Source organism: Bacillus gaemokensis, from assembly GCF_001590835.1.
Lineage (GTDB): Bacteria > Bacillota > Bacilli > Bacillales > Bacillaceae_G > Bacillus_A > Bacillus_A gaemokensis.
Genome location: NZ_LTAQ01000004.1, coordinates 89,024 through 113,739, shown reverse-complemented (window position 1 = coordinate 113,739; position 24,716 = coordinate 89,024). Strand labels below are relative to the sequence as shown.

37 protein-coding genes are annotated in these 24,716 nt (G+C 36.0%); 2 read left to right on the top strand and 35 right to left on the bottom strand.

Annotated elements, in window-relative coordinates; translation table 11 throughout:
• Nucleotides 1–5 precede the first annotated feature (5 nt).
• From AZF08_RS07925 to AZF08_RS07760, 34 genes are all read right to left on the bottom strand, one after another.
• Nucleotides 6–1,052, bottom strand: coding sequence for a hypothetical protein (locus AZF08_RS07925; protein WP_235190049.1), 1,047 nt, complete (start codon nt 1,050–1,052; stop codon nt 6–8).
• Nucleotides 1,053–1,904: 852 nt separating this feature from the next.
• The gene (locus AZF08_RS30435) at nt 1,905–2,072 is read right to left on the bottom strand and encodes a hypothetical protein (RefSeq protein ID WP_156029102.1); all 168 of its coding nucleotides are present in this window, start codon (nt 2,070–2,072) and stop codon (nt 1,905–1,907) included.
• Nucleotides 2,073–2,081: 9 nt separating this feature from the next.
• On the bottom strand, nt 2,082–2,240 hold the full coding sequence (locus tag AZF08_RS30430) for a hypothetical protein (RefSeq protein WP_156029099.1): 159 nt from the start codon (nt 2,238–2,240) through the stop codon (nt 2,082–2,084).
• Between the two features lie 10 nt (nt 2,241–2,250).
• Nucleotides 2,251–2,964 carry a VWA domain-containing protein gene (locus AZF08_RS07915; protein WP_033674995.1) on the bottom strand — a complete coding sequence of 238 codons (714 nt, stop codon included), beginning with the start codon at nt 2,962–2,964 and terminating at the stop codon, nt 2,251–2,253.
• Nucleotides 2,965–3,049: 85 nt separating this feature from the next.
• A complete protein-coding gene (locus AZF08_RS07910) occupies nt 3,050–3,400 on the bottom strand; it encodes a hypothetical protein (RefSeq protein WP_051725772.1) in 351 nt (116 codons plus the stop codon).
• 2 nt (nt 3,401–3,402) lie between these two features.
• Nucleotides 3,403–3,738 (bottom strand): hypothetical protein, encoded by a 336-nt coding sequence (locus AZF08_RS07905; protein WP_051725770.1) that lies wholly within the window; start codon nt 3,736–3,738, stop codon nt 3,403–3,405.
• 14 nt (nt 3,739–3,752) lie between these two features.
• Nucleotides 3,753–4,325 carry a metallophosphoesterase gene (locus tag AZF08_RS07900; protein ID WP_051725769.1) on the bottom strand — a complete coding sequence of 191 codons (573 nt, stop codon included), beginning with the start codon at nt 4,323–4,325 and terminating at the stop codon, nt 3,753–3,755.
• Between the two features lie 248 nt (nt 4,326–4,573).
• Entirely contained in the window at nt 4,574–4,762 is a 189-nt protein-coding gene (locus AZF08_RS07895) for a hypothetical protein (RefSeq protein ID WP_033674992.1), read from the bottom strand.
• 20 nt (nt 4,763–4,782) lie between these two features.
• The gene (locus AZF08_RS07890) at nt 4,783–4,983 is read right to left on the bottom strand and encodes a hypothetical protein (protein ID WP_033674991.1); all 201 of its coding nucleotides are present in this window, start codon (nt 4,981–4,983) and stop codon (nt 4,783–4,785) included.
• Between the two features lie 34 nt (nt 4,984–5,017).
• Nucleotides 5,018–5,164: a hypothetical protein gene (locus AZF08_RS30425; protein WP_156029096.1), complete on the bottom strand. Its 147-nt coding sequence runs from the start codon at nt 5,162–5,164 to the stop codon at nt 5,018–5,020.
• Nucleotides 5,165–5,357: 193 nt separating this feature from the next.
• Complete coding sequence (locus AZF08_RS07885; protein ID WP_033674990.1) at nt 5,358–5,690, bottom strand: hypothetical protein; 333 nt, start codon at nt 5,688–5,690, stop codon at nt 5,358–5,360.
• A gap of 11 nt (nt 5,691–5,701) precedes the next feature.
• On the bottom strand, nt 5,702–5,950 hold the full coding sequence (locus tag AZF08_RS07880; protein WP_033674989.1) for a DUF6440 family protein: 249 nt from the start codon (nt 5,948–5,950) through the stop codon (nt 5,702–5,704).
• 208 nt (nt 5,951–6,158) lie between these two features.
• Complete coding sequence (locus tag AZF08_RS07870) at nt 6,159–6,434, bottom strand: helix-turn-helix domain-containing protein (RefSeq protein ID WP_033674987.1); 276 nt, start codon at nt 6,432–6,434, stop codon at nt 6,159–6,161.
• Complete coding sequence (locus AZF08_RS07865; RefSeq protein ID WP_033674986.1) at nt 6,418–6,633, bottom strand: hypothetical protein; 216 nt, start codon at nt 6,631–6,633, stop codon at nt 6,418–6,420. Before AZF08_RS07865 ends, AZF08_RS07870 begins: the two co-directional genes overlap by 17 nt.
• Nucleotides 6,634–6,844: 211 nt before the next feature.
• Nucleotides 6,845–7,231, bottom strand: a complete 387-nt coding sequence (locus tag AZF08_RS07860; protein ID WP_033674985.1) for a hypothetical protein — start codon at nt 7,229–7,231, stop codon at nt 6,845–6,847.
• A gap of 223 nt (nt 7,232–7,454) precedes the next feature.
• Complete coding sequence (locus AZF08_RS07855) at nt 7,455–8,111, bottom strand: TerC family protein (protein ID WP_033674984.1); 657 nt, start codon at nt 8,109–8,111, stop codon at nt 7,455–7,457.
• Nucleotides 8,112–8,113: 2 nt separating this feature from the next.
• Nucleotides 8,114–8,497, bottom strand: a complete 384-nt coding sequence (locus tag AZF08_RS07850; protein WP_033674983.1) for a hypothetical protein — start codon at nt 8,495–8,497, stop codon at nt 8,114–8,116.
• A 27-nt stretch (nt 8,498–8,524) separates the two neighbouring features.
• On the bottom strand, nt 8,525–9,985 hold the full coding sequence (locus AZF08_RS07845; RefSeq protein WP_033674981.1) for a DnaB-like helicase C-terminal domain-containing protein: 1,461 nt from the start codon (nt 9,983–9,985) through the stop codon (nt 8,525–8,527).
• Nucleotides 9,985–10,683, bottom strand: a complete 699-nt coding sequence (locus AZF08_RS07840; protein ID WP_235190048.1) for a hypothetical protein — start codon at nt 10,681–10,683, stop codon at nt 9,985–9,987. The genes AZF08_RS07845 and AZF08_RS07840 overlap by 1 nt, the downstream gene beginning before the upstream one ends.
• A gap of 110 nt (nt 10,684–10,793) precedes the next feature.
• Complete coding sequence (locus tag AZF08_RS07835) at nt 10,794–11,753, bottom strand: AAA family ATPase (protein WP_235190057.1); 960 nt, start codon at nt 11,751–11,753, stop codon at nt 10,794–10,796.
• Nucleotides 11,754–11,872: 119 nt separating this feature from the next.
• Nucleotides 11,873–13,078 (bottom strand): hypothetical protein, encoded by a 1,206-nt coding sequence (locus tag AZF08_RS07830; RefSeq protein WP_051725767.1) that lies wholly within the window; start codon nt 13,076–13,078, stop codon nt 11,873–11,875.
• A gap of 204 nt (nt 13,079–13,282) precedes the next feature.
• A complete protein-coding gene (locus AZF08_RS07825) occupies nt 13,283–13,903 on the bottom strand; it encodes a hypothetical protein (RefSeq protein ID WP_033674979.1) in 621 nt (206 codons plus the stop codon).
• Nucleotides 13,904–13,975: 72 nt separating this feature from the next.
• Entirely contained in the window at nt 13,976–14,527 is a 552-nt protein-coding gene (locus AZF08_RS07820) for an NUDIX hydrolase (RefSeq protein ID WP_033674978.1), read from the bottom strand.
• A complete protein-coding gene (locus tag AZF08_RS07815; RefSeq protein ID WP_033674977.1) occupies nt 14,527–15,120 on the bottom strand; it encodes a nucleotidyl transferase family protein in 594 nt (197 codons plus the stop codon). The genes AZF08_RS07820 and AZF08_RS07815 overlap by 1 nt, the downstream gene beginning before the upstream one ends.
• 31 nt (nt 15,121–15,151) lie before the next feature.
• Nucleotides 15,152–16,558 carry a nicotinamide phosphoribosyltransferase domain-containing protein gene (locus AZF08_RS07810; protein WP_033674976.1) on the bottom strand — a complete coding sequence of 469 codons (1,407 nt, stop codon included), beginning with the start codon at nt 16,556–16,558 and terminating at the stop codon, nt 15,152–15,154.
• Nucleotides 16,559–16,795: 237 nt separating this feature from the next.
• Entirely contained in the window at nt 16,796–17,332 is a 537-nt protein-coding gene (locus AZF08_RS07800) for a hypothetical protein (protein WP_033674974.1), read from the bottom strand.
• A gap of 46 nt (nt 17,333–17,378) precedes the next feature.
• On the bottom strand, nt 17,379–17,624 hold the full coding sequence (locus AZF08_RS07795; RefSeq protein ID WP_033674973.1) for a hypothetical protein: 246 nt from the start codon (nt 17,622–17,624) through the stop codon (nt 17,379–17,381).
• A gap of 35 nt (nt 17,625–17,659) precedes the next feature.
• Nucleotides 17,660–17,917: a hypothetical protein gene (locus AZF08_RS07790; protein ID WP_033674972.1), complete on the bottom strand. Its 258-nt coding sequence runs from the start codon at nt 17,915–17,917 to the stop codon at nt 17,660–17,662.
• Between the two features lie 12 nt (nt 17,918–17,929).
• Complete coding sequence (locus AZF08_RS07785; RefSeq protein WP_033674971.1) at nt 17,930–18,175, bottom strand: hypothetical protein; 246 nt, start codon at nt 18,173–18,175, stop codon at nt 17,930–17,932.
• A gap of 128 nt (nt 18,176–18,303) precedes the next feature.
• Nucleotides 18,304–18,846: an AAA family ATPase gene (locus AZF08_RS07780; RefSeq protein WP_033674970.1), complete on the bottom strand. Its 543-nt coding sequence runs from the start codon at nt 18,844–18,846 to the stop codon at nt 18,304–18,306.
• 79 nt (nt 18,847–18,925) lie between these two features.
• Nucleotides 18,926–19,693 (bottom strand): 3D domain-containing protein, encoded by a 768-nt coding sequence (locus tag AZF08_RS07775; protein ID WP_051725765.1) that lies wholly within the window; start codon nt 19,691–19,693, stop codon nt 18,926–18,928.
• A gap of 119 nt (nt 19,694–19,812) precedes the next feature.
• Nucleotides 19,813–21,144, bottom strand: a complete 1,332-nt coding sequence (locus AZF08_RS07770) for an ATP-dependent DNA ligase (RefSeq protein ID WP_235190047.1) — start codon at nt 21,142–21,144, stop codon at nt 19,813–19,815.
• Between the two features lie 149 nt (nt 21,145–21,293).
• Complete coding sequence (locus AZF08_RS07765; protein WP_033674968.1) at nt 21,294–21,563, bottom strand: hypothetical protein; 270 nt, start codon at nt 21,561–21,563, stop codon at nt 21,294–21,296.
• A complete protein-coding gene (locus AZF08_RS07760) occupies nt 21,544–22,029 on the bottom strand; it encodes a hypothetical protein (RefSeq protein WP_033674967.1) in 486 nt (161 codons plus the stop codon). The genes AZF08_RS07765 and AZF08_RS07760 overlap by 20 nt, the downstream gene beginning before the upstream one ends.
• Nucleotides 22,030–22,482: 453 nt before the next feature.
• Between AZF08_RS07760 and AZF08_RS07755 the strand changes: the two genes are divergently transcribed.
• Both AZF08_RS07755 and AZF08_RS07750 read left to right on the top strand, forming a co-directional pair.
• Complete coding sequence (locus tag AZF08_RS07755) at nt 22,483–22,851, top strand: helix-turn-helix domain-containing protein (protein WP_051725762.1); 369 nt, start codon at nt 22,483–22,485, stop codon at nt 22,849–22,851.
• A gap of 26 nt (nt 22,852–22,877) precedes the next feature.
• Nucleotides 22,878–23,348 (top strand): hypothetical protein, encoded by a 471-nt coding sequence (locus AZF08_RS07750; protein WP_033674966.1) that lies wholly within the window; start codon nt 22,878–22,880, stop codon nt 23,346–23,348.
• Between the two features lie 132 nt (nt 23,349–23,480).
• Here the strand turns inward: AZF08_RS07750 and AZF08_RS07745 are convergent, their stop codons facing one another.
• Nucleotides 23,481–24,701: a phage lytic cycle repressor MrpR family protein gene (locus AZF08_RS07745; protein WP_033674965.1), complete on the bottom strand. Its 1,221-nt coding sequence runs from the start codon at nt 24,699–24,701 to the stop codon at nt 23,481–23,483.
• Nucleotides 24,702–24,716 lie beyond the last annotated feature (15 nt).

Below are 24,716 nucleotides of genomic sequence, written 5' to 3'. Positions count from 1 at the left end.
TCTATTTAAACCTCCTTTCGATATTTCAATAGATGATTCCATTTCTTAACACCGCCATCGACAGGCGCATCCTTTTCACCTAATATTGGGAAGTTAGGATTGTCCATGATGTAGCTAGTTTTTCTGTATTTAGAGAACTTCTTACAGCAGTTAATAAGATACTGTTCATCCTTCATAACATCACTATCAAAAGCGACGACTACCTCAGTATCCATGGATGTGTACTTTAAGATTAAATTAACCTGCACTGGAGATATCTCATGAGAACCAACTGACACTGCATATCCCTGCTTCATTGAATGCAGTTTAAGAACACTCTTCTCTCCTTCTACAACTACAATCATCTTAGCCTTCTCAATCTCTTCGATTGCATGGCTAAACCCATATAACGAGTAGGACTTTTTATAGTTTCTAATGAAGTTGAAGTATTTAGGGATATTAAAAGCCTCCATCTCTGCCTTGCTCTTCAAAGTCCTTCCAGTGATGCCGACAATAGCTTCCTTGTCTAAAGGATGGTAATGAGGGAAGCAAACTCTGCCATCCTGTGGATGATAGCAAACGTCGTAGAACTCTTGAGACTGCAACGTTATCCCTTCGTGGAACAAAGACATATGAGGCAACATTATGAATCCATCTAATACCTCTTTCCCATATTTAGTTAGTTCAACATCATCGAAGTCAGTGATTATCTTACTCTGCTTCCTTATAGACTTAAAGGCTTGCAATGGGTCACGCTTCTCTTTCTCCTTGGTGAACTTGCCACTTAAGTTGAAGAGATTACGTGTAAACCTAAACGACTCTTTAAACCCTTCGTTACGAAACAATCCAATCAATTTGAATATGTCTCCACGAAATGTCTCTCTTTCTCTGTAATACTTACAATAGAGACTATCCACATTTACAGATACTGCAGTGTGGTTATTACCTTCTGGTGGTGCTGAACGAATCTCGTCCCCACTACGCCAGATACGATGACAACCAACGGCTTCTAATAACTTTTCAATTCTTTCTACATCTTCTACAAGATACGCTTTTAACTGTTCTGCATTCATATATTTTCACCTACATAAACAAATTGCTGATAGTATCATTTTAGCACACTATCAGCAACATTGCAATGGTTTTGTTTAATGATTAGAATCCAATTTGTTGTAAGCACCAAATTACAAACCATGCTACTCCACATAGTAGGATTAGGTTTACGATTAATACTGTGAATAGTGCCATGCACCCTACTTTAAATATCTGTTTCAACTAAATCCACCTTTCTAGTAATAGAAAATTCTGCAAAAACTTTGAATGATACTGCATATTCCATTGATTGCAATGACCGCAAGAACAAAAAACATTATTGGATGTTCTTCAGCAAATTTCCACATGTTAGCACCTCTCTTTCAATTGACTACATAGACTGTTGTATTCGTCCATTATTGCTTTATGAACAGGGACATCTAGGTCAATATGTGACTTTATCAATTTCTCTAATTGAATCAACCTCTTTCTCTTTGATGGAAGATTCGGAATATATCCAACTGGCTTCAGCTTTAGGGACTTACAGCACTGTCGCCATCCTACTCTCTTATCTACTCCACATGCACACATCAGTCTACTTCCTCCTTATCGTTACAATAGTCACATTCTACATAGATGTCTCTACCCTCTTTGTAAACGGTGAACTTTGTTATTTCTACTTGTCTATCACACTCTGAACAATAGATACTAAGTGCCATATAACCACCTTAAACTTTCTTTAAGAATTTAATATTAACTTCCCCTCTATAACCATCTAGATAGACATATATTACTGAATCCATAACAAACTCATCACTGGATACAGTCCATACTGTCGTATCGTTTCCTCCTAGATTAAAAACTACTTTGTCTCCTTTTTCATATGCTACCTCTTACTTAACGTTTTTATAATTATCATAGTCGATTGCAAATCTCCAAATATTCATTGACCATCCTAATGGTGTTTTTCTAAATGAGAAGAATTTGAAATCATCTTTATCCCAATCTTTCCCAAAGATAAGACTTAGGTATTTAGGTTTATTCTTGTCGCCCCACTGCATATTATCACCTCATAAACGTTGTTTGCTTTCGTAAACCTTTTCTCCATCGATGTGAACTTCTGTTTTTATAGAGATTGAATCGTAGTCGACCTCTCTTTCAACGTATAAAGCGATATCTCCATCTTCTAATAATTCTTTAAATATTTGTTTGAAAGTCTCTTTATTCATACTAATCCTCCTATTCTAATATGCCTTTGTTTCTTACTTGGTTAATCCACTCTGGGAACTCATTTAATATTCTATCCATGAACTCCTCATCGCTAATTCTTCGCAGGTCATTAACATTAAAGAAATCAGCATTATCTAAAAATCTCCCAGACATATCATCGAGTTTCTGTAAGAAGTCAAAGCTTGCTCTACCGATACCGACAAACTGCCAAAAGATTGCTTGATTAGATGACTTACGAATAATCTCTTCTGCTTCTCTCTTATCAAAGTTATCGCCATCTGTAATGAAGAATACTAGTGTAGGTACAGTTGGCTTTTCAGAGTGCTTGCTTCCCATAATTCGTGATAGCAATCCCTTCTTAACAGGTTGCCCATACTTATTAACAACCATATCCATTACTCCTGCATAGTTCGTTGAGCCTTCTAAAGACACTTTCTGTAATAAGACATTGTTTACGAATCCTTGATGATTACCTTCTGTCACAGAGCCAACCTCATGTGCATTCCTTCCAAATGCGAACACATCAATACTCTTATCAACGTCTAAATTCATGCCGATTCCAAGTAATCTATCAGTTAGTTCTTGCACTGTTCCGTTGCTATAAAGACTACTCATAGAAACTGAAATGTCAGTAATATATACAACTTGCGCTTTCTCACCAAAAATCTCTTTCTTCTCTAAGACAACCTTTGCCTTTTTAGTTAAATCGATTAATTTGCTCATCAACAGTATCTCCCTTGTAATAGTGTATAGTCCTCTGAATTCCTTTCAATATTTGTACGAAGACTATCGTTTATAACAATCTCTGTCACTTTAATTCGTCAATAATAGTTAGAGTATCCTTTGCCATTTCTTCTATATCATCGATAGATAGACTACTTTCACGTAAATCCTCCGCTACCCACCTTACAAATACTCTTACATCATCTATCTTTTTATTTCTTTCTTCTAATCCATTACACGCATCACAGCACTTTGGTGAACATTCACTGAAGAAACCAGACTTCTCATGATTCTCACCAATCTCACCATACTTTTTACGCATCTCATCATAACAATGTCCACATAAATTCTCTTCACATTTACTGCAATGCCCATAATGTCCTGCATCTGAAAATGCATCATTACAAACTTCGCAAGAATAGTAGTCTACTCCCATCGTTATTTCCCCTCCTCTGCAAATGGTGTCCACAACTTCTTCATATGCTCCCATCGTGGCGCTATAAACTTACGAATAGCCTCTTCATCAGCTTTGCTGACTTTGACGAATACAGATGAGTAATCTCCTCTTCGTTGATGCATGAAGAATAATTCTACTCGCTCTGGGTAAAGTTCTGGCTGAATTTCATCAGTAGGCTTCCAATCCCATCTGAATAATAGGTTGTAATCCATGTCCACATCGCTTCCCCATGTGTCGATAAAGTCTTGCCAAGAATCAAATGATTCATGATTGTATCCACTTTCTAAACAGTAGTATTGATGATTAACTTGTAACACAGTAATTCCTCCTCTTATCTATCCCATTTTTGATTCATGTATCTTTCTTCTATTGAAGGTAAACGACCCTCCATTAACTCATACAGTTCTTCAATTGCTATTAGTTCTCCAAACTTCTTATGCTTGAAGTGTGGGCTATCTACTCCAACGTTAATCTGATTATCCCAAGTTGACTCCATTCCATGAATGTGTCCATGAATAGACCATTTCCGTTGTCGCAATCCAATCTCAAATGGATAGTGAGTTAACCACATCTGCTGTTTGTTATAATTTAAAGTAATTCCAATCTCATGATATTCATGCAATAATCCCATTTCATTGATTTTCTTATAATGCTTTGAATAATCATGGTTGCCTTTTATCAAAATGATTTTACCTTTAAGTTGCTTTAGAACATCAACTGTTTGGTCAAAGTTTCCTAGACACAAGTCACCTAAATGATAGATAATATCTTCATCGTCAACTTGCTCGTTCCATTTCTTAATCATATCTTTTGTCATTTCTTCTACAGACGAATATGGTCTGTTTTCGAAGTTTAAGATGTTCTTATGCCAAAAATGTGTGTCACTCGTAAAAAATGTTTTCATAATATTGCTCCTTCATAAAATGTAGTTTCAACAATGTGTTACAGAAGCCATAAATCCTTCTGATAGAAATATCTCACGAATTACATACCCTTCTTTATCGTGCATGATTATCATTTTGTTCGCTACGCAACGCAGATGTGTCAATCGTTTACCTTTGTTACTCCCTCTGTATAAGTGCCATGATGAAATTTCAAACCAATAATCTCTACTGTCTTTGCCATACTATCACCTCATAAAATATATATTTATTATTTTTTAATTGTCACAAATAAATCTGAATCTGTTCTTCTTGCCATTCTTATTGAAATAATCTTCTGAATGTCATGAATTGCATTTCCTAAGTCATTAATATCAGAAGGATGTGTTTGCTCTAACTCTAAAAACATATTCCATATATCTGCTGTTTTCTGTAATATCTTTCGCTCGATATCTTCCATGTTATCACCTTGTAAGAATGTTATTTCATTACCTTTCTAATCAATACATAATGCTCATCAGATACCTTTATAGAGAGCCTCCATCCTTCTCTACCCAACTTATTTAAAACACCCATAAACTCCGATTTGCCTCCTAGTCTCTCAATATCTTTTCTTTCATCGGTTATAAGAAACCATTCATAGTGATATAAATATATCCCTGCATACTCGTATGTCTCCACGCTATCGCTCCTCATAAAATGTTATTTTATTCAACTAGACAACATACCAATCTACCATCTCTGCTTCAAATGCTTGAATCTCTTTTTCTGCACTTTCAATACAATCTTCCACAGTCAAAGCTTCGACAGTGAATTTACCTTTTTTATCTTGTCTCTCCCAATGAAACATCATTTTGTACACGTTTCTCACCTCTTCATAAAATAATCATTTTATCAATCTTTCTTTTCTTCTAATCCTTTTCGATATTCCTCTTGTGTAGATTCAGTTTTGCAGTTAAGACATTTTACTTTTAAACTAAATCTGTGAGATGTTATTCTTTTGCATTTCCTACAATACCCTTTATCATTCAAATAAGGCATTTCGATTCACCTCTTCATAAAATGTAGTTTTTATTATTTACTAACACATCGTTTCCTGCCGATGTAGATTCTTGATATTTTCTACAGAACCATTCGAAATGATGTTTATGTTCATCAAAATATTCACCACTTTTAATAACACTTTTTAAAAAGCCAATGTACTTACCTAGCAATAAACATTCATTCTCTAAATCTGCTTTCTCTTTTAATAGTTTTTCAGATTCTACAAAATGCTCTTTATATGATTTTCCTTTACCACTGTTGCACCAGTGGCATGGGGTTGGATATTCATCTGCATTTGTTTCTTCAACATGGCATTTAGTGTTATAAAGATTACAATAAATCATCATAATTCCTCCTATTGATTTAAGTTCTTACAACCTTTAGGCTGTTTGTTTCCATCTAAACGAACTGTCATTCCACCAGTTCCTGCATATCCATGTGTTTTATTTCGATATAAATACTCGCAACCAGTCTCCTTGTCGATGAACACTTTGATATCCTCATCGTTGCTACTATCTGTTTTCTTTATATCTTGTGGAGTATCTTTGCTTTCACATCCTACTGTAACTAACATAAGAGACAGTATGATTAATAACTTCTTCATGCTCACTCATCTCCTTCGAACATATTAAACTTCTTGCCTATGATAAACATCCATGGCGTACACCAGAATGGTATTCCTAGATTGTAGTAATTGAATTTGTGTGACTCATTGAAGTACAGGTCTCCATAAGAGATTAGTGCAGTGAACACTGTGTATCCTATGAATAATTTGATTAATATCTTAGTATCTTTGCTCACGGTTATTCCTCCTAACGTTTTAATCTAACAGATGCTTCTTCTCCTAGTATTGATGTTGCATAGACTTCCAGAAGGAGTAGCTTTTCAGACCTATCCAGTTCTCCTTCTTTTTCAAATAGATAATGAGGCACTTTAAGTAATTCACTAAGTTGCTTAACTCTTTCAGAAGGTATCTTTCTTCTTCCCTTCATCCAGTCATATACAGTATGCCTTGTTACTCCAATTGCCAAAGAAATGTTGTTAGCATTTGTTCCTAGTATTTCGAAAATCTCACCAATTACACCCACGGTTAAACCTCCTAAGTTTCCCATAATCCCTAAAAGTACCATTCACTTTATCTGGACTTTTCTTGATTTTGTCACGAATCTTCAAGACCTCATCATCTGGTATTGTCGATAAACCAAAGTCTCTTGATAAATCATCGTTAAGCTCCCTTATAGCGATAAACAGCTTATTATCTCTCTTCTTTATTTGTCGTTTTCTCATCTTGGACTTCCTCCTAATAGTTATTAAAAGAGTGGTTTTATTAATAGATATTGTTGTAAATCGATATGGTTAGAATGATGGCTATGACATCGTCTATAAGCTTCGGAGTTGCTTTCCCATAAAAAATCTTCTCGGCATAATTCCAACCGAACCCTATTACTAGATAAATAATTAAGAATACTAATATTTTAGTGAACAATATAATCTCCTCCTAAATTGAATAAGCGTTGATTTCTGCGATATATTCAAAGACTCCAAACGCCATCTCCACTTCATCAATGATGACCGTAGACTTATTAACTTTCTTTATATCATTACCCTTTACAATCACGATGCTACCATTGCCAGTTTTGGAATCAGTAATCTTTAAGACAAACTTATATCGAGGCTTTTCATCATCAATTATCTCTTGCATCTTCTTGATTCTTTCCCATTCTGAATCTATTACAAGTTTCTGCATTTCACATTTTGAGCAGAAGATATAACATGCATCGTCAACATCGCACATATGATTGGCGGATATATAAGTATCTTGCAAGTGATGCCATTTGTGACTACATACAACTTTATCTACTTTCTTTTTAAATAAGCTAAACATATTTGAAATCTCTCCTCTATCTGATATAATGGTCTTATATGCAATGCCTAAGCATATAAGCTTGAGTTCCAACGTTTTACCAATTGTCGTTGGGTTGGTTCTCTATAAGCGATTCAACGATTGTCGTCGTTGTTTCGTCAATGACCTTGTCTGGGGTCTGCGAGGAAGTCGATTAGCTCACACTGGTCGGCTTCTTTCTTTATGTATGAAGCAGGCAAGGCTCTTATTTAGAGCGCTTGCTTGCCAATTTACCAATAACAACAACTAATACTGCTAGTCCAATAGGAACGACATATTGTCCTGCTTGGAAGTGTTCTGTGATGAATTTGCCAATAATCTTGTCGTGCATCATCATTGTTCCTGCTGTGTATCCAAGTAAAGCTGAACCAAATGCTACAATGATTGGGAATCGTTCCATAAGCTTGATTAAGATTTGGCTACCCCAGATAATTAATGGGATACTTACTAATAATCCAATTACTAATAAACCTGTGTGACCATTTGCTACTCCTGCTACAGCTACTACGTTGTCTAAACTCATTACAAAGTCTGCTACAATGATTGTTTTAATTGCTGACCAGATTGTGCTACCACCTTCAAGTTGATGCTCTTCTTCGCCTTTTAGAAGCTTAACTGCAATCCATACAAGCATTAGACCGCCAATGAATTGAACGTAAGGGATTTCTAATAGGTAAACCGCTAAGAATGTGAGTAAGACTCGTAGTCCAATCGCTCCTGCACATCCAATAATTACTGCCTTCTTACGTAATTTCTCTGGTAGATTGCGACATGCTAGAGCAATTACCACTGCATTATCCCCACTTAGTACGATGTCGATTAAAATAATTGATAATAAAGCCATTGTTAATTCCATAGTCATAGTTAATTAATCTCCTCTGCATTTTTATATGAATCAATGATTTCTTGAACTTGATTTGTAAACTTCATAATTTCATCAAACGAGTCAAGCACTGAACCACCACTCGACTTCACTTCAATTCGAAAGTCTCTATAATCTGTGATTGGTTTTACTGGCTCACCATCTAAAAGTAATGTACCTTCTGGATAGTGTTCTGTTGATTTATATGAATATTTTCTTAGATAAGGTGCAGTTAACACCTGTAGCCCTTTACAGCCTCTCACTGTTTTTGCAAGCTTTTGTCTCCCAATCCAGTACCCAAGAGATTCATATTTATGAACCTCTATGAGAACCCCTTCTCTGATTCGATAGATATCTTTAATTGGATGTGATTGAATCTGTTCCATGCCTACCTCCATTTTAATGGTTTTGTTTTAGAAGTCTTGTTCAATTCGGCAAGTGCCGATTCCATTTACAATATTTCTACCCATATCCACTTCAAATACTAGTTGTCGATGAGTCTCACCCATCCTGTTCTTCCCAAGGAACATAATGAAATACTCTTTTTCCTTGTCCATCTCGATGATTTTACCATCTTTGGTCTTTACCTTTACTTCGTTAGTACCACCCTTTTTCTCAGAATCCAGAGCCTTTCTGACTAACATCAACGTAGACACTACGTCAACGACATTTTTACTGACCCCAAGTGAATTTTGACTCAAGTATCTACTCATCATAGCAGATTTACCTAATTGATAGGTTACCCACACATGGAGGTTGCGATTTGATGGTTTAATGACATCATAGAGTTTAACCATATTCTGCTGAAGGCTTAACCAAGCTTGAGCATTCTCATTCACTGAATCACTATCTAGCTTTAACGTGTCTAGAATGAAGTATTTAGTACCATGAACAGATGCCTGCTTCTTAATCATACGAATAGCCTTATTCATGTTAAATGATGTGAAGTTTACGAATGAGATAATACCCTTCTTCATCTTCTCTTTCAGCCAATCTGTAGCTTCTTTAAGAGTGGTCATCTCATCTGTATTGAATTTACCTTGTTGGAATCTCTTCTTCTCGAAGCTTCCCTTTTTAACGTTATTAATAACCCAAACTATGATTTCACGTTGCCATTTCTTTCGGTCTTCCTCGTTTGCTAAGATTAATAGCTTCTCATCAAACGCAATCATGTTTGGTAGAATCTGAGATAATGTAAGGAATGTTTTACCCATACCAGAGTTAGCTGACATCATTGTGATATTCCCAAGTGCCATTCCATTGACAGCTTCTGTTAACATTGATGATGCATAAGGGAAACCTGCCATCTTTCCTTCGTGTGCTTCCAGTACCACATCCCAAAGACCGATACTTAAATCTTCTACAGTCTCTTCGATGTCCACATCAGCGAATACACTTGCCAATACTTTCTCTAATGAACTCTGAAGCTTTTCAATACTCATAACCTTGTAGTTATCAAACTTCTCCATTACAGGGAAGTTAAGGTCATGAAGCCTAAGCATTACATTTGTCTTCTTGATGTCTGCCAGATAGCTATCGAAGTTCTCTTCTTGAACAAACGTCATACCATTTTGAATTGTCGCCCATCCACCAAAGTCATCGTACATTTTCTGTAGCTGTTCATTCTCTGATACAGCAACGCCAATAACAATATCATCGAATGCTTTAACTTCTTTTTCAATTAGCTTCTTAGCAACAGCAAAGTAATATTTCCATTCAAGGTTGTGGAAATCATCTGCTGTAAGGTTACTGTCGTGCATTAACTCTGGGTTCTTATAGATACTAAGAACAACATATGATTCAGCATTGTTCTTCTGCTTTGTGAGCATTTCTCTAAACTCTTCTCTTCGTTGCTTATCTGTCTTTTCGCTCATCAGTTACCTCCAAGTAATGCTTCAATCGTTGTGTCTAGGTCTTCATCCTCTTCCACTTCGACCTCTGCCTGCTTTCTTTCAGCGAGTAGCTTCATGTAATCGAATTCCTCTTTCACTTCTTCTTTTACAAGCTTCTCATTTGACTTACGTTGTGTTTCCATACGCTTTGCAACGTCATTGATTTCACTGGTAACAAATCTCATAATGCCATCAATTCGATGCTTATCATTTGCAAGGGTAGCTGTAGCCATATAAGCTTTCACTTTTGGCTTAACAACCTTTAATGTTGTTAATATGATTTTGAAGTCATATCCCCTTGGTAACGTTCGAGTGTTTGTTCCATTTGGAATATACTTACCAACTCTAAGCCCTAATAATCTTGAAACAGCATGTTTATCTAAATTCTGTGTCTTACTAAGCCCCAGAATATCTACTTGGAAATATCTATAAACTAAATCCCAATCAGAATTCTCTTCCTGTCTCAACTCCAAGTTTTCCAGTTTATCGTTGTATTCGATAAGACATTTCAAATGAAACTGTCTGTTCTTCTGGAATATTCCTTTTGGAGTTGCTAAAGGAACTTTTCTGAAAACCAAGTCTCCCAAGTCTTCAATAACGTTTGTGCAGTAATAACACAATTGTACTTTCTCGGTATCTACTTTTCTTGGCTTAGTCATTTTGCCTTTTGATTTAGTCATTTCATTTCCCACCTGTTTCCTATCTGTTTTTTATTATAAATGATTATTCATTAAAATGCAATGGTTTTGTTTAAAGGGAAGTTAAAAAATTAACTCCCCTTCTATTTTCCTTACAGCTTCTCTAATTCTTCTACGATTTTACTTAAATCTTGCAGTTCTTTTGCATTAGCAGGTGCAAGAGGATTTTTAATACCGTATTGCTTGATTAACTCTGGTGCTTTCTTCTTAGCTTCGTCTTTTTGCATAACTTCACGGAACTTGTCTACAACAGTTTTCTCAGCCTCTGCATCCTCTTCTTCAAGAGCCTTTTTAGCCTTATCAGAATCTTGAGCAAGGTTAGACTTGATTTTATCTGCGCCTTTGCGTGATTCAATGAATTTTTTCCAAATGTCATAAGAAGGATTGTCAACAATTTGTCCAACTTTTGTAACGCCTGTTCGGTCTTTTAAGATTTCACCTTTATAAATCTCTTCTCCAGTTGGCGTCTTCTCTGTGAACTGCTTGATAACAATATCGTAATCGTATTCAGAGTTCTTTTGCATCACTGGTTTCTCTCCAATTTTAACGAAGTTCTCGCCAACCTTTTGCTTAATATCATCAATTTGTGAAATAGAGATAATGTTAACACCTTTTGCAGATAAGTCGATTTTCAAATTTTGCAAACGAGTTGCTACAAGCTTAATGCGACCATATCCACGCATAGATACGCTTGAATCATTGACATCTTTACCATTCTTTCTAGCTCGCTTCTCTTCAACCTGTAAGCTTGCATCAGTTAAGTTTTGATAAATCTTTGTTTCAGAATCAATTACAAGAGAACCAACTTCCTCTACACCCATATCCATTACTTCGTCAATCGCCTCTTGTACTTCATTGAAGTTTTGAGTATTTAGTACACCTTCTAAATTCTGACCAAATTGTGGATGGTCTTCATAAAATGCCATACCAGTTTCTGCATCGATTGCAAATACTCGTGGGAATGAAAGTGCAAATACTGATTTACCAGAACCTTTTTGACCCATTGCTAGAACTTTAAGACCTAATTGTTTTGTTGATGGTTTACGGAACATACTCACTATAAATTACCTCTTTCTGTTTGTTATTTTAATGATTTTGTTTTAGGGAGATTTTTAAAGATGTTCTCCCTATCATCTCACTTCATTTCGATGGTTTTGTTTAATGGTTTTGTTTAAGCTTGTTCTCCAGTGATACCTAAAGCAGTCATCCAAGAAGCATCGCTTGGAGCATCTCCACCTGCTGTCTCACCAGTACTTTCGTAGCTTTCAGATTCCATTTCTTCTGGCTCTGGAATTACTAAATCTTCTGGCGTATAGATATCATCGCTCTTATCCATCATGATTTTCGTTGCATCATCTTTGTCTTTCATGATATGAGGACGTGTGAATACAAGCTTGCTAACTTTGTTACCACGAACAGTCATCTTCTTCTTAGCTTCCTCTTCGCTGTAAAGTCCCATAGCAATTAACTCTTGAATCTCTGGTGAGATTTCAATATCTGCCTCAGATACTTCTTGCTTCTCGAAGCCTTCAACGATTTTACCTTCGATTGTCAATCTGCGAACTTTTCCCTTTTTAACTTTGAATAGAGCATCCAAGATTTTCTCAGTCATCTCTGGGTTTTCTTTGTTAATTGGAACTACGATTGGCTGTGAGAATGGTAAGTTCTTCTTAATTTCTTTATTATCTTTCTTGTTAACATAGTCAACAACGTATGCTGATACCACAACTTCCCCTGCTTCTCTGTCTTGCTTTGTAACTCGTTTGAATGACTCTTCATCTAGCAAGATAGTTTGAACGAATTCAGCTTTGTATTCGACAGGTAATAACTCTCCACTTTCCTCGTCTTTCTTCTGGAAAGGTAAGAAGATGTTTTGGATTTGGAACTTACGTTGTGTTTCTTGGTTATATTCGCTGAATCCAAATTTACCACGAACACTGATTTCCATACCATCTTTTAAGTTTTCTTTTAAATACTCATGAACATCTACTGGAGATAAGAACTTCTTAATGTTCAGTTCGCCTTTTTCGTTGCGGTCAAGACCAATCTTGTGCAAGCGGAAATCTGATACAGAATCAACAATCATCTCGTTTAAGCGGTCAGCCCAATTGATTTCTAATCGTGAATTGTCATCTTTAGAAGATGCAATAATTACTGGCTTGCTTGGGAAGTATCCACCCATCATTTCGCAATAAACAGTGTTACCTTCTTCTGTTTCAACACCAAAGTTAATTCGAACATAGTTGTAGCCAGTTTTCTCAGAAACTTGAATGCCACTGAATGTTTTGTCATTTACTTTAACTTTCCCAATCAAAGTGTTGAAACCTTTTTCCTTTTGTAAGCCTTCTTTTTTGTTGTCTTTTTGTAAGTTTGTCATGAACAATTACCTCTTTCTGTTATTTGAGTTTGATTGAATTAACATCTTCTTTTAAGCCAATAAGTTTTAATGGTTTTGTTTAAGTTAAAATCATTATTGACTTAAGTAATCTATTAATTAAATCAAGAGGTGTGGGCTAAGGATTAGATAATCAATCCCTCGCCCTGTCCACTCTTATTATTTTAATGGTTTTGCTTTATAAAGTCAAGGATTTTTTGGTTCAATTTTATAAGAGAATGTTCTTAAATCAGTGCCATCATAAGGCTTAAACTCAATCTCATACGGCTCTTCCATGCCTTCGACACGAAGTTCAAATCCCATGTAGTGTGAAGGAACTTCATCTGGCGATTCTACGTCAGAAATTGAAGCGACTTCCTTCTTTAGACATTCAATAAATTCACCATTTACTTTAATAGCCTGTGGGATACCATGCTCAACAGATACAGCATCCAAGTCTTTATTCAGTCTCGCTAGAACATCGTTCTCTTTAATAGATTCGCTTGTGTCTAGCTTTTCTGCCACGATTTCTTCTACCTCATCTTCACCCATATATGGTGATGCTGTTTCTTCATCCTCTACCTTCTCTTCAACGGCTTCTGATTGCGGTTGTTCTGGCATTGGATAGAATTGACCATCAACATTATATTTGACGTATGGTAGACCATCTACTGTATTAGCAAGCTTGTTGCCAATGTTATTCAGATGACTTTTCATCATCTCATCTGGTGTTTGAATCCCTGTATAGCCATGAATGGCTTTTAGATTCTCTTCCTTAAGCATTTCATCATAATTGATTTCAACCACTAATTGAATAACTCCTATCATGGTTAACCCCTCTCTCTGATGTATTATCAGTATAACTTATTTCGTTTTATTTTGCAATGGTTTTGTTTAATATTATTTGTTAGTTGTAAGCAGTCGCATTACCATAGAATGTAATAATGGGTCTTTAGCATCTACAAGCTGTTTGCCAGTAATCCAATCACAGTATGCTCCCTCTTCGCCAATTGTACCGTCTCCAGTAGCTTCTACTTCCTCATATCCATCCCCTAAATCTACTGCGAATAGATAAGTAGTTGTATCAGATGCTTTACTTGGTCGAATAGTTCCAAGTGGAATAATGTTCTCAACTGGTACTTTATATCCACCTTCTTCAATTAGTTCACGATATGCTGTAACGATTGGCTCTTCACCCTCTTTATCGCATCCACCAGTAATTGAGCATAGTTCAATCTCTTCTGAATGAGCAGGACATACTTCAAATCTTCCTAGGTACTCTCGCTCAGTGAATCCCCAATTGTTAACTACTATATTTCTGAATGGGAGAATTGCAACTCCTGCGCTATTACACCATTCTGCTTTGTTATAGACATACTTGCATCCATTGTCTAATTCTTTTTCCACAACTGTATTCCACTTGTTTTCATACAACTTAGTAATCTTCACCATTATTTGTTTTCCTCCAGTGCCTCTTTGTAATATGGAACTAGTAATAATTCTGCTCGTAATTCGCTATACAAGTGTCTAATTTTAACAGGGACACTTTCCTTCCATGCTCGTATATCATTTGAAACTAATAATCTTCTAACGTTTGTGGCGCTCAGATTATCAGCCTTTCTAGATAGAATGACGTGGCTTATCTTCTCAATATCCTTTGGCTTGAACCAAGATGTTCTCTCTTCGTCATTGCCATAGATAAAGCAATCTACATCGTCATAGACACCATAGTGACCTTTCCACATTTCAATCTTTTGAATAAGGAAATCTCCCCATGCTGTACTATGGTCATCTTCATGACTCATGTCATCTGTATGTGCTAATAACAGCTTCCCCTCTTCAATCTCTTTTCCAAATACTTCTCGAATAAGATTCATGCGAGTATATAGATTGAATGGATTTCTAATACTTCCACTTTCTTGAGAAGAGCCAACCATGAGGATGACTCTCTCACAAGATTGTAGAGCAGTGTTAATCATTTTCTCGTGACTTGAATGGATGTGTTGAAACCTACCTATAACGAATCCTAGTTTAAAAGTTTTCATGATTGCCTCCTGCTATTTTAATGGTTTTGTTTTATCCATAAATCTTTTCGAACTCTGTTACAAGTTCTTTAATATCATCGTGTAATAAGATATGCTCTTGCAGGTCTTTCTCATTAATATAAGACATTGCTCGTTTCTGCGTTTCTTCCCAATCTGCATACTTAACAATTGGCTCATCCATTTGATTGTCATGATAATAAACCACTGTGTACAGACAGTCGTTTATAGCGTCTACGCTTTGACGTTTCGCATACATTGTCTTGCCATCATCAGCCATTAAAAGATTTACTGCATCTGGAATAGAACGCTTCAATGGATTCATACCAAACTTCATGCGTGGTGCGCCATTAGAGAATGCTGTCTTCATTGCGAACCCTAAAGTATCACGGTCAATGTGATTGTAGAACCCACCGCCTACACCATAGCTTACGAATGTCAATGGAACTTGTCGCATCTTAAAGAAGAAGTCTGTTCGCATAATATTCTTGAAACTCATACCTTCTCCAATAATTGCTGTAACGTTTGTAATACCATATGCTTGAACCTTATGATAAACTTCAACTACTTGCTGATTAACGTCTCCAGAGTCTGGACGAATAACTAAGTGAACACCTTTCTCTTTTGCATAATGAGCAAGTGGCACTAGGTAGTTATCGATAAATCGATTTGCATCGTATGTGTCAATTACAATCGCAACAATTGTTTCCCCTGCTTCTGCTGTCTTATCGATTGTATGAACATATCCATCGTACTCTACATCATATTGCTGTGTAACCTTATGAGCCAGTGCGCTGATAGAACCCATCTTAGCGTTTGGAGTGTGAATCATTGTATGGAAATCATCTGTACCATGCATAAATAAGTTCCATGAAGTGCCTGCCCAATATGCATCTTCTAATCCACGATGACCACGGAATCCAAATGAATGTAGTCGAATTAAGAAGCTATCATCGAAGCCATACTCTGCTTTCATTTCCTCAAGATATCTACGCATATGGAATGCTTCTGTAGCTGTTCCACAAGGGAATGATGCGTGTAAGAATACACCTTCGAACCATGTTACTAATTCACCAAAGCCTTCAACTGTATTGCTAACTTGTGCGAATGGAGTTCCTGTTGGACACCAAGTTCCTTCCGCAAGAGATTGTACTTGAATTGGAGCATAACCATTACATTCATTTACTACACGTTCAAACAATTCTGTTGGGAAGATAACGCCCATTAACTTAGACGCCTCTTTAGCCTGTTGAATCATTGCATTTGTGATTTGAGTTTCTAAGATACTGTTTACCATTTCAGCGAATCCATAAAGAATCATGCCTGCCTTACGATTGTAGATATGAGACACTTCCCAATCTGTATTCACTTTAAGACGTTGGTGCGAAAGGTTATAAACATCAGTTAGCATTACTGGATTTGTACGAATATCTTTTAACATAATAGTTGTCCTCTTTTCGATTTAGTTTAGTTTAATTACCACTCATATTTGTATAACTTATAATCATCTTCAACTAGCTTAAAGTAAGAGTCGCTATGCTCGCCAGATAGTTTATCGTTAAGAGAATTTACAACGACTTCACCATAGTATTTATCAATGCTCTCACATACTAACTTATCGTCATGTGTGTCTCTGTCAAAATTGTCTACACAGATAATCTTCATCGAATTTCAACTCCTATGCTCTCACCGCTACGCCAAATCCAACTGGAATTGCTCCAAGCATTGTCTTAGCAAGTTCCTCTACCTCTTCCAACATCTCAAGGTATGACACCATATCCTTTCTTAACTCATGCAGGTTGTTAAGGTTTTCAACATGTTCTTTTGCATCATCAAAATCAATTGCACACTCGACGTACTCTTTAACTTCTTTGATTTCTAAGTCAATCACTTCTAAAGGAAGAGGTTGTTCTAACTCCATATAGAATCGACCTGTTTCGAAATTATATCCTAACGTGTAGCGATTATTATCTGATGCTTTGATAGAGAAGAATGGAACATATACTTCTTTTTCATCATCGCTTAATACAGTGCCAATAACATTTTCAACGCCTAGTGACTCACGAACCTTATCGCAGAACTGTTTGTGAAGTTCATTGAATTGTTCTTCTGAAAGGTGTTTCTTAGCTTCTAGAACTATCTTAATATCTTGAATTAACGCTTTATCCTCACTTACGAAAATACCATCTGCATATAATTTAGTTGAGTTTGTCATAATAATTTTGCCTCCAAGTTTTGTTTTAGTTTTGATTTGATACTAATTACTTCTTGATTAAGATATCTTCAACACGAACAGTTTGATTAAATTTATCTCTTACACGTTCGCACCAAGCCCATGTGCCATTTGATTCCACTTCAACATTTACAACGTCATTAATATTGTAGCAGTGAATATCTTTGGTATTGCCAATGATAACTCCCTGTCCTTCTAGTAAGCCTGCAAGAAGTTTTGACTCCCTCTTACTTTCTGCTTTCTTTGCTAGGTAAACCATGTTACGTTTTTTCAATTTAATTCCTCCTCAAAGTTATTAAAATACGCATTTTATAAATTAATTGGTTTATAGGTATCATGGAAGGCATCAGCCTTACACGAATAAAACTCTCCATTTACACCTTTTACAACATAGTCTCCAAATCTAACAACCACATAGCCTTCCAAAGTTCTCATTTTTAAAGCAGGTTCGCCATCGATAAAAATCGGTTCACGAGTGTGAGTAATCCAATGGAAAATCATATCTTTACTGCTGTCAGTGAACTCTATGGCTTCAACTACAACATTACCTTTCTTGTATTTAACCATTTTGTAATCCTCCTATCGACCAATCATTACACTCAACTTAAGCTTGCCAAGCACAAGTGCTTTCACATTAAACATGTCGTTCTTATTTCCAAGCAGTGCGAACAAGCGACCTTTACCTTTATCATCAATCCATCGCTTGCCATTTGTGGCAACAGAATAGCTTAACACCAATTTTACTTTCTTTTCCTTTTCCTTGATGAATCTTAATGCTTTTGTATAATACCCTTGTTTGATATTTTCATATTTCTTGATAAGCATAATCTGTTGCCTCCACTTGTTATTATTTACCGAACATTGGTTCGTTTTTCCATGAACTAATCATATCAGAACGGATGTTCGTTTGCAATACCTTTTAGAAACTTTTTAATGAATTTGTTTAAAGTTGATTAATTAGAAGATTCAATCAAGAATCTTACATATGCGTCCAATTCTTTGGCAGTTTCTGCAAAATCATCAGTGTTATCGAACACCTTCATGTAATCCTTTAATGGGCGCAACTGGTTTTCTAAAGAGTTGTTCATAACAGCCTCTTCTTTAACCTTCCCATCACGCTGTTTAAGACGTTCAATTGCTACTTTAGGGTCGCAGTATATCATGACGTTTTTCCAACCTAATTCACTAAGATAAGCGTGTTCTAGAACCTTTCTAACATCTGTGATAATCACTCTGTCGTGACCATCAGCTTTAATTTTTCGTAGCGTATGGTTAATCCAGACCATGATGTCATACTCACGAAGTGATTCTCCGATGTGCCACAACAGTTCTCTTTCTGGTCGTTCACCTTCTGGAACACCGTAGATACTGTGGGCAATACCATGAATGTCTTCTGCTAGAGCATACTTCTTAAATCCGTGTTTTTCTACAAGATAATCTGCGCAAGCATCTTTACCAGAGCCTGCTATCCAATTGTTAAATGCTATCTTTAACATATGATGTTGTCTCCCTTACATTTTCTATTTTAATGGTTTTGTTTAAAAGAGTCAAGTGAAAAATGACTCTCTTTTTATTTTATTTTTGAACATAGATTTCGATAGAACGTCTTCCCCATGACCTAGCCTTGTCTCCATGGTCAAAGAAGATATCTATGCGATTCCCTTTAATTGCCCCACCAGTATCTTCAGCTACGAATGTTTGACCAAACGCAGGGATATATACTTTAGAGCCAAGTGGAATAACTCGTGGGTCTACAGCGATGATTCCCCATCTGACACCTGTACCTTTTGCTGTGATGTCGCCACCACCAAGTTCATCTGCCACGTTAGAATATCCTGTAGCTTCAACAGTAACTTTTTGCCAGTTCTCATAACCTGCTGATACAACATTACTGGACTGTGGCTTTTGCTCCTGCGATTGTTGCGTTTGCTGTGGCTTCGGTTGCTTCTTCTGCTTCTGCTCTTGCTGTATTCGCTCTCGCTCTGCCTTTGCTTTTGCATCAGCTTTCATCTTTTTTAGCTGTTCTACCTCGCCCTTTAAGTTGCCATTCTCAGTCTCTAGATTGCTCTTCTCAGCTTCTAGATTAGATATAGTAGACTGCAACTCTTCTTGCTTCTGTGATAGTTTTTGGCTTTCAGATTCAACGTTAAGAAACTTTGCCTCTAATTCCTTGTAATTGGTTTGTTGTGCTTTAATCTGTATTCTCGCCTTGTCTAACTGCCTATTACTCTCTTCTAACATGCTGTAGCTATCGTATAGAAATGCACTACACGCAATAGTTAAACCAACACTGGCAGTTAGAACTATCCTCCCAACACTCTCCTTTGATGTTAAATTCTTCACTAATATCATTTCCTTTCTTGTGATGCTCAATTCATTGTAACATAAATTGCAATGGTTTTGTTTTACAGTTGTGTTACAGTCTTGGGAAGAGAATATTACACTCCTCCCAAGTGCGAACATCAATAGTAACTTGGCTCTGTCTTGTCTTCACGGATTGTTTTGAAAGATGCGAATCGCAGGTCAAGCGTACCATCTTCCTCTTCAAACGCTTCGAAGTATTGTATTTCGATGATTTTGTTTAATGCTAAATCTGGATTCTTCCAAATAGCATCTCGTATTTCATGTGGAATACCGCTACCCACGTTTACACGATTGCCATGGAAGTCTAATACAAAGCCACCAAGACTACCGATATTTCTACCACTCTTACCTTCGTAGATGCCCAAGCATCGTAAGTCAGCAGATTCAAATGATTTAACCTTAAGGATATCAAATGTACGCTTACAAGCATATCCTACGTCTGCTAATTGAACCATGATACCTTCTTCGCCATTAGCTTTAGCAACATCAGCAAGACCATCAATAATCTCTTTATCGAACTCGCCAATGTACAATGGTTCTACATACTTGACCAACTCGTGATTCTGTGTGCCAACAACTAATCCAAGCGCTTCTTTACGCTTCTCACAGCTTACTTCAAATCCACCTTGTTCAAACTTCTCAATAGGCAGTAAATCGAATGCGTGGAACTCCAATCCTTTCTTGACACCTTTCTTTCTCATGATACTAGATGTCTTCTTGTACAAGTCTTTTGAATTTAAACCTTCTTCATTTGTTGCAAGAAGTTCTCCGTCATAAACCTGTCCTTTAGGGAACTGTGCGAACGCCTCTTTAATTTCAACATATCCTTCTAGCAAGTGACCTTCACGAGAGAATATTTCAATTACTCCATTATCACGAACAAATATACATGCTCTGTTTCCATCTAATTTCTTCGTTGCAATAACACGTTTTCCAATATACTTCTTCCAGTGTTCATAAACCTTGAACTCACCTTTTACACGCTTGACTTCAATGTATTTCTCAGCAAGCATTAATTCAAAACTTGGTATGAATGCATATCCAAATGCTTCATTAATTGAACTACCTGTAGCGCCAATCGTAAGCTTTTTAATCGCCATTGCTTCTAGCAACCAACGAACCTCTTCTGGTTGCGATGTTATAAATGCTTGAACTACAGCAATGTTCTCATCTTTTCCAGTAGAGCTACTCAAGTAGTCCATGTAGTCATACACATCCAATAAAGGACGCTGACTTGTGGCGACTACAACCTCTTTCGCTAGTTTCTTCTGGGCTATATTAGTTTTCACATAAGGGTTATAGAGGTGATTTAAAACTTTGCACAGCATCTCATTATCCTTGTGATTTGTTAGAATCTCTTTCTTAGCTTTCTTACCACTGGTTGCTCCAATACTTTCAATAATTTTTGCAACTTCAACTATTGTAGTCATAATAAACCTCCATTTTTTTAATATTACAGAATCATTACAAATATAACAAAATCGTTAAATCATAATATTCATCTAGGAATAATTACCCAATTTAGCAATACTGTGATATACTCAAGTAGACAGAATTGTATACGCTTACCGCATTTGTACTATACTTGATGCATCTTTGACTGAAAACTTTCTGTAGCATCAAGAATCTTCTCTTTTGCAATGGTTCTGATTAATGAATCTTTAATACCAGAGAGAATCTGTTCAGTCTCATCAATAAGATTAAACGATTCTGCAAACGCTTCTTTTCTATCAACGCTAAGGGCGATGAGAGAAAGAGACTTTTGCGTTGAAAGTTCTAATGATATGATGACCTCTTCAATTTTTTCCAAAGATTGCATATCTTCGTGATTAGTGATTTTTTGGCTCATCGTAAATAACAACTCCTTCCGATAGTTCTTCAAGCGCTTCTCTATATGATTGTGCAACAGGAACTACTCTTCCACATTTTAAATACTTCGAAATAGAATGAACAACCTTTTGAATATCTTGTCCAAGAATATTATATCGATTAACTATATTCTCTCTAAACGTGTCAGCCATTTGTTCGGTGCAATGGTCACGTAGAATTTTTTCTGCCATAAAACGTAAAGCCTTTTTAACGTAGTCGTCCTTCAGTTCTTCTGGTGTTAACTTCAAGCACATTTCAACCCACTTTGTAATAAGCGAATCTTCTGTTGAAGCAAGCACATCAATTCTTGTTACATTAAATCCTCTACGAGTGTTTTTTAATTCATTGCAATTATGCAGGAGCATCTCTTCAATAGAAGCTTCTCCCTGCGTTAACGCATCGAATCCTCTCATGTTTGACACTTGGTTGATAGTAAATTTACGCATAGTAACTAACTTCCCCCTACTTATTAAGTTTTTTATGTTTTCGCCATATCTATTGACAAGGCTGTACTTCATAATTTTTTTGCCATTTTATACTTTAAGAGTACATACGTTCGATTTCTCGACCAAAAAAAATCTCGAATTCGAAGTATATTATTTTTCTCTTTACTTCAAGAATTTTTTGCCATTTACCTCTTGATGTTTTACCATCTGCCCTCCGTGTCAATGTTGGCACAGTGCGGATTCATCTTGTATGTATTTCCTGTTTTTCAATTATGTTACAAATGTTACGACTTTATTATTGTATTTCAACTTAGAGTTGAAATCAAGACTTTTTTCAACTCTGACTTTAAAATTTCAAGTCAGAGTGTAAGTAGTCTAAACATTGTGTTATCATGATAATTGGTGCTTAACTTGGTACTTAATCAACTAAACTAATTATACGAAGGTGGTTGTATGGAAAACAACAATACTGGAGACCTACTCAGATTAAAAAGATTAGAGAAGAAGTACACACTGGAAACAACTTCTAAAATGGTCGGCGTTTCTATTAATTATATATCTAAGTTAGAGAAGGGAGAAAATTCAAATCCCTCTGATGATATCATTGTCAATCTCGCAAAAGTTCTAGGGCTGAATGAAGACCGCTTATTTGAATGTTTTGGAAAAATACCTTTATCCACTAGACAAGCATTAGAATCTCATCCTATACTATCTAAGTCAATTTCTCAGATTACCAGTAACAAAGAACTCAGTGAAGAAAAGAAAGAAGAGTTCTTGAAAAAGACTGTTTACTGGTATAAGAAATTACTTGAAGAAGAATAAGCTCAAATATATAAGGGAGGATTCATATGAACGAATCGGAACAGTTGGAACGCTGTATACGTGAACTAAACCTCATGCTCGAAAATAATGAATTTTGGGAACATTTTACAGACCATATGATAATCGCCTTCGCTTTCTTTGGATTAGGTATATTATTTTCCGCTTGGCTTTTCATATATTTACTCAAGCGTAAGATTAAATTTGATTACGATATTCCAAAAGGAACAATCATGAGATTTATACATGGCGATAAAAAATGGTTTATTGTTAGACCTGTTACCACCATGCAATTTTTTGATATTATAGTCCTATGTTTTTTCGACAGAGGTAAAGATAAGTTTATCGAAAAACATAGTCAAAGGAGAGTAAGAGCTATAACTATATGCATAGTGGTTCTTATTGTCCTTTTTGCACTATCTGGAATAATGCTTGTCTTATCTGCCCTTGCTATAGACGTTAACATATTTAATCGTCTTAAGGGATGGTTCGTCTGGTAGCATAGAATCTTTATTCTCAATCAACCTTGTTCTTGCAAGTTGATTGAGTTCTTTATTTATTAATCACAATATATGTCAAGCGTATTATTTTTAGATTATCTATAAAGTTAAGTTAGACTAAATTAAGTTATGTTATGCTAAATTATTTATATATTGTTCAATTCTATTTTTTAAGTAAAATCTAGAAGATGTATTAACTGCTAATCCAAATCTATTTAGAATCATATCTACAGCTTTATCAGTATTCATTCCATTTCTGATTAATTGGTATGCGTAGTATACTTGTCCACTATAAGAAATTGTTGTTGCATTTAGATTTTCTTTAGCCTCAACATCTGCAATACGAAGGATACGTTGGTTAATATTTCTCCAGTTAATCTTCTCTCTACCCTTACGCACTCCACGAAGGATATGGTTAGATTCAGCTAATTTATATGTACGAGACTTCTCTCCTGTGATACTTACATACTCCCCATCTTCAATAGCACGTTTCACAAGCATTCTTGTTTTCGCACTCATTGGAACAGTTCTTGCTTCAACTTTCCTATCTCCCTCAGTTCTTTCTGGAAGATTGATTACGCTATTCTCGAAGTCAACTTGCTTTTCCGTTAACTCAACTAATTCAGTGTAGTTATCCTTAAAGCTTACGCCATCAAATGTTAGAGCGAGTATTACGCCATCTTGAGCATTATCTGAATACTCTGCCATATCCATAATCTCTTCCATATCGAAAATCATGTTCGCCTCTTCATCAACGTACTTCTCGATTTTCTTCTGCGTATTATAAGATGTTGCATGGTTAAAGTTATATGCTGTCACTCCTTGTTTAAGAGCGAAATCAACGTATTGTTTAATCTTAGACACATAGTTCTGTAAGCTTCTTACGGTTTTAGATTTTAAAGCTACGAAAGCTTCTGTTAATTCATCTGTATCAAAGTCATACAGGTCTTTACCTAGCTTCTCTTCTACAGAAGCTGTTCTATCAAAGATAATAGCAATGTTCTTTATTGATTCTTCCGTATATTCGTTAATCATCGATTCGATGAAAGTTACTTTAAATGATTCGTTATAAAATCCTTCTGTAATTTCCCATAAGAAGATTCTGAATGGATTCAATGTTTCCTTCTTAGAGAAAGCATATAGTTTATTGAAAACAGCTTTTTGCTTTCTGATTTCTAGATTTTCTAATTCATCGATATTCTGATTATCAAAGATTTCTACAACAGATTGTCTTCCAATAGTTCTTACAAGACCTTCAGCAATCTCTTCCTTAGTGCCTACTAAAACACCCATATTCAAAGCCGTTAATACTTGACCTAACTCCCTCTTTACATTCACGTCCATACGTCTCATCTCACACAATCTCCT

Bases quoted from the DNA above. Each gene is read 5' to 3' on its own strand.
- AZF08_RS07925 (WP_235190049.1), bottom strand. From the start codon at position 1,052: ATGAATGCAGAACAGTTAAAAGCGTATCTTGTAGAAGATGTAGAAAGA.
- AZF08_RS30435 (WP_156029102.1), bottom strand. From the start codon at position 2,072: ATGCAGTGGGGCGACAAGAATAAACCTAAATACCTAAGTCTTATCTTT.
- AZF08_RS30430 (WP_156029099.1), bottom strand. From the start codon at position 2,240: ATGAATAAAGAGACTTTCAAACAAATATTTAAAGAATTATTAGAAGAT.
- AZF08_RS07915 (WP_033674995.1), bottom strand. From the start codon at position 2,964: ATGAGCAAATTAATCGATTTAACTAAAAAGGCAAAGGTTGTCTTAGAG.
- AZF08_RS07910 (WP_051725772.1), bottom strand. From the start codon at position 3,400: ATGGGAGTAGACTACTATTCTTGCGAAGTTTGTAATGATGCATTTTCA.
- AZF08_RS07900 (WP_051725769.1), bottom strand. From the start codon at position 4,325: ATGAAAACATTTTTTACGAGTGACACACATTTTTGGCATAAGAACATC.
- AZF08_RS07895 (WP_033674992.1), bottom strand. From the start codon at position 4,762: ATGGAAGATATCGAGCGAAAGATATTACAGAAAACAGCAGATATATGG.
- AZF08_RS07885 (WP_033674990.1), bottom strand. From the start codon at position 5,690: ATGATTTATTGTAATCTTTATAACACTAAATGCCATGTTGAAGAAACA.
- AZF08_RS07880 (WP_033674989.1), bottom strand. From the start codon at position 5,950: ATGAAGAAGTTATTAATCATACTGTCTCTTATGTTAGTTACAGTAGGA.
- AZF08_RS07865 (WP_033674986.1), bottom strand. From the start codon at position 6,633: ATGAGAAAACGACAAATAAAGAAGAGAGATAATAAGCTGTTTATCGCT.
- AZF08_RS07860 (WP_033674985.1), bottom strand. From the start codon at position 7,231: ATGTTTAGCTTATTTAAAAAGAAAGTAGATAAAGTTGTATGTAGTCAC.
- AZF08_RS07855 (WP_033674984.1), bottom strand. From the start codon at position 8,111: ATGACTATGGAATTAACAATGGCTTTATTATCAATTATTTTAATCGAC.
- AZF08_RS07850 (WP_033674983.1), bottom strand. From the start codon at position 8,497: ATGGAACAGATTCAATCACATCCAATTAAAGATATCTATCGAATCAGA.
- AZF08_RS07845 (WP_033674981.1), bottom strand. From the start codon at position 9,985: ATGAGCGAAAAGACAGATAAGCAACGAAGAGAAGAGTTTAGAGAAATG.
- AZF08_RS07840 (WP_235190048.1), bottom strand. From the start codon at position 10,683: ATGACTAAATCAAAAGGCAAAATGACTAAGCCAAGAAAAGTAGATACC.
- AZF08_RS07835 (WP_235190057.1), bottom strand. From the start codon at position 11,753: ATGTTCCGTAAACCATCAACAAAACAATTAGGTCTTAAAGTTCTAGCA.
- AZF08_RS07830 (WP_051725767.1), bottom strand. From the start codon at position 13,078: ATGACAAACTTACAAAAAGACAACAAAAAAGAAGGCTTACAAAAGGAA.
- AZF08_RS07825 (WP_033674979.1), bottom strand. From the start codon at position 13,903: ATGATAGGAGTTATTCAATTAGTGGTTGAAATCAATTATGATGAAATG.
- AZF08_RS07820 (WP_033674978.1), bottom strand. From the start codon at position 14,527: ATGGTGAAGATTACTAAGTTGTATGAAAACAAGTGGAATACAGTTGTG.
- AZF08_RS07815 (WP_033674977.1), bottom strand. From the start codon at position 15,120: ATGAAAACTTTTAAACTAGGATTCGTTATAGGTAGGTTTCAACACATC.
- AZF08_RS07810 (WP_033674976.1), bottom strand. From the start codon at position 16,558: ATGTTAAAAGATATTCGTACAAATCCAGTAATGCTAACTGATGTTTAT.
- AZF08_RS07800 (WP_033674974.1), bottom strand. From the start codon at position 17,332: ATGACAAACTCAACTAAATTATATGCAGATGGTATTTTCGTAAGTGAG.
- AZF08_RS07790 (WP_033674972.1), bottom strand. From the start codon at position 17,917: ATGGTTAAATACAAGAAAGGTAATGTTGTAGTTGAAGCCATAGAGTTC.
- AZF08_RS07785 (WP_033674971.1), bottom strand. From the start codon at position 18,175: ATGCTTATCAAGAAATATGAAAATATCAAACAAGGGTATTATACAAAA.
- AZF08_RS07780 (WP_033674970.1), bottom strand. From the start codon at position 18,846: ATGTTAAAGATAGCATTTAACAATTGGATAGCAGGCTCTGGTAAAGAT.
- AZF08_RS07770 (WP_235190047.1), bottom strand. From the start codon at position 21,144: ATGACTACAATAGTTGAAGTTGCAAAAATTATTGAAAGTATTGGAGCA.
- AZF08_RS07765 (WP_033674968.1), bottom strand. From the start codon at position 21,563: ATGAGCCAAAAAATCACTAATCACGAAGATATGCAATCTTTGGAAAAA.
- AZF08_RS07760 (WP_033674967.1), bottom strand. From the start codon at position 22,029: ATGCGTAAATTTACTATCAACCAAGTGTCAAACATGAGAGGATTCGAT.
- AZF08_RS07755 (WP_051725762.1), top strand. From the start codon at position 22,483: ATGGAAAACAACAATACTGGAGACCTACTCAGATTAAAAAGATTAGAG.
- AZF08_RS07750 (WP_033674966.1), top strand. From the start codon at position 22,878: ATGAACGAATCGGAACAGTTGGAACGCTGTATACGTGAACTAAACCTC.
- AZF08_RS07745 (WP_033674965.1), bottom strand. From the start codon at position 24,701: ATGAGACGTATGGACGTGAATGTAAAGAGGGAGTTAGGTCAAGTATTA.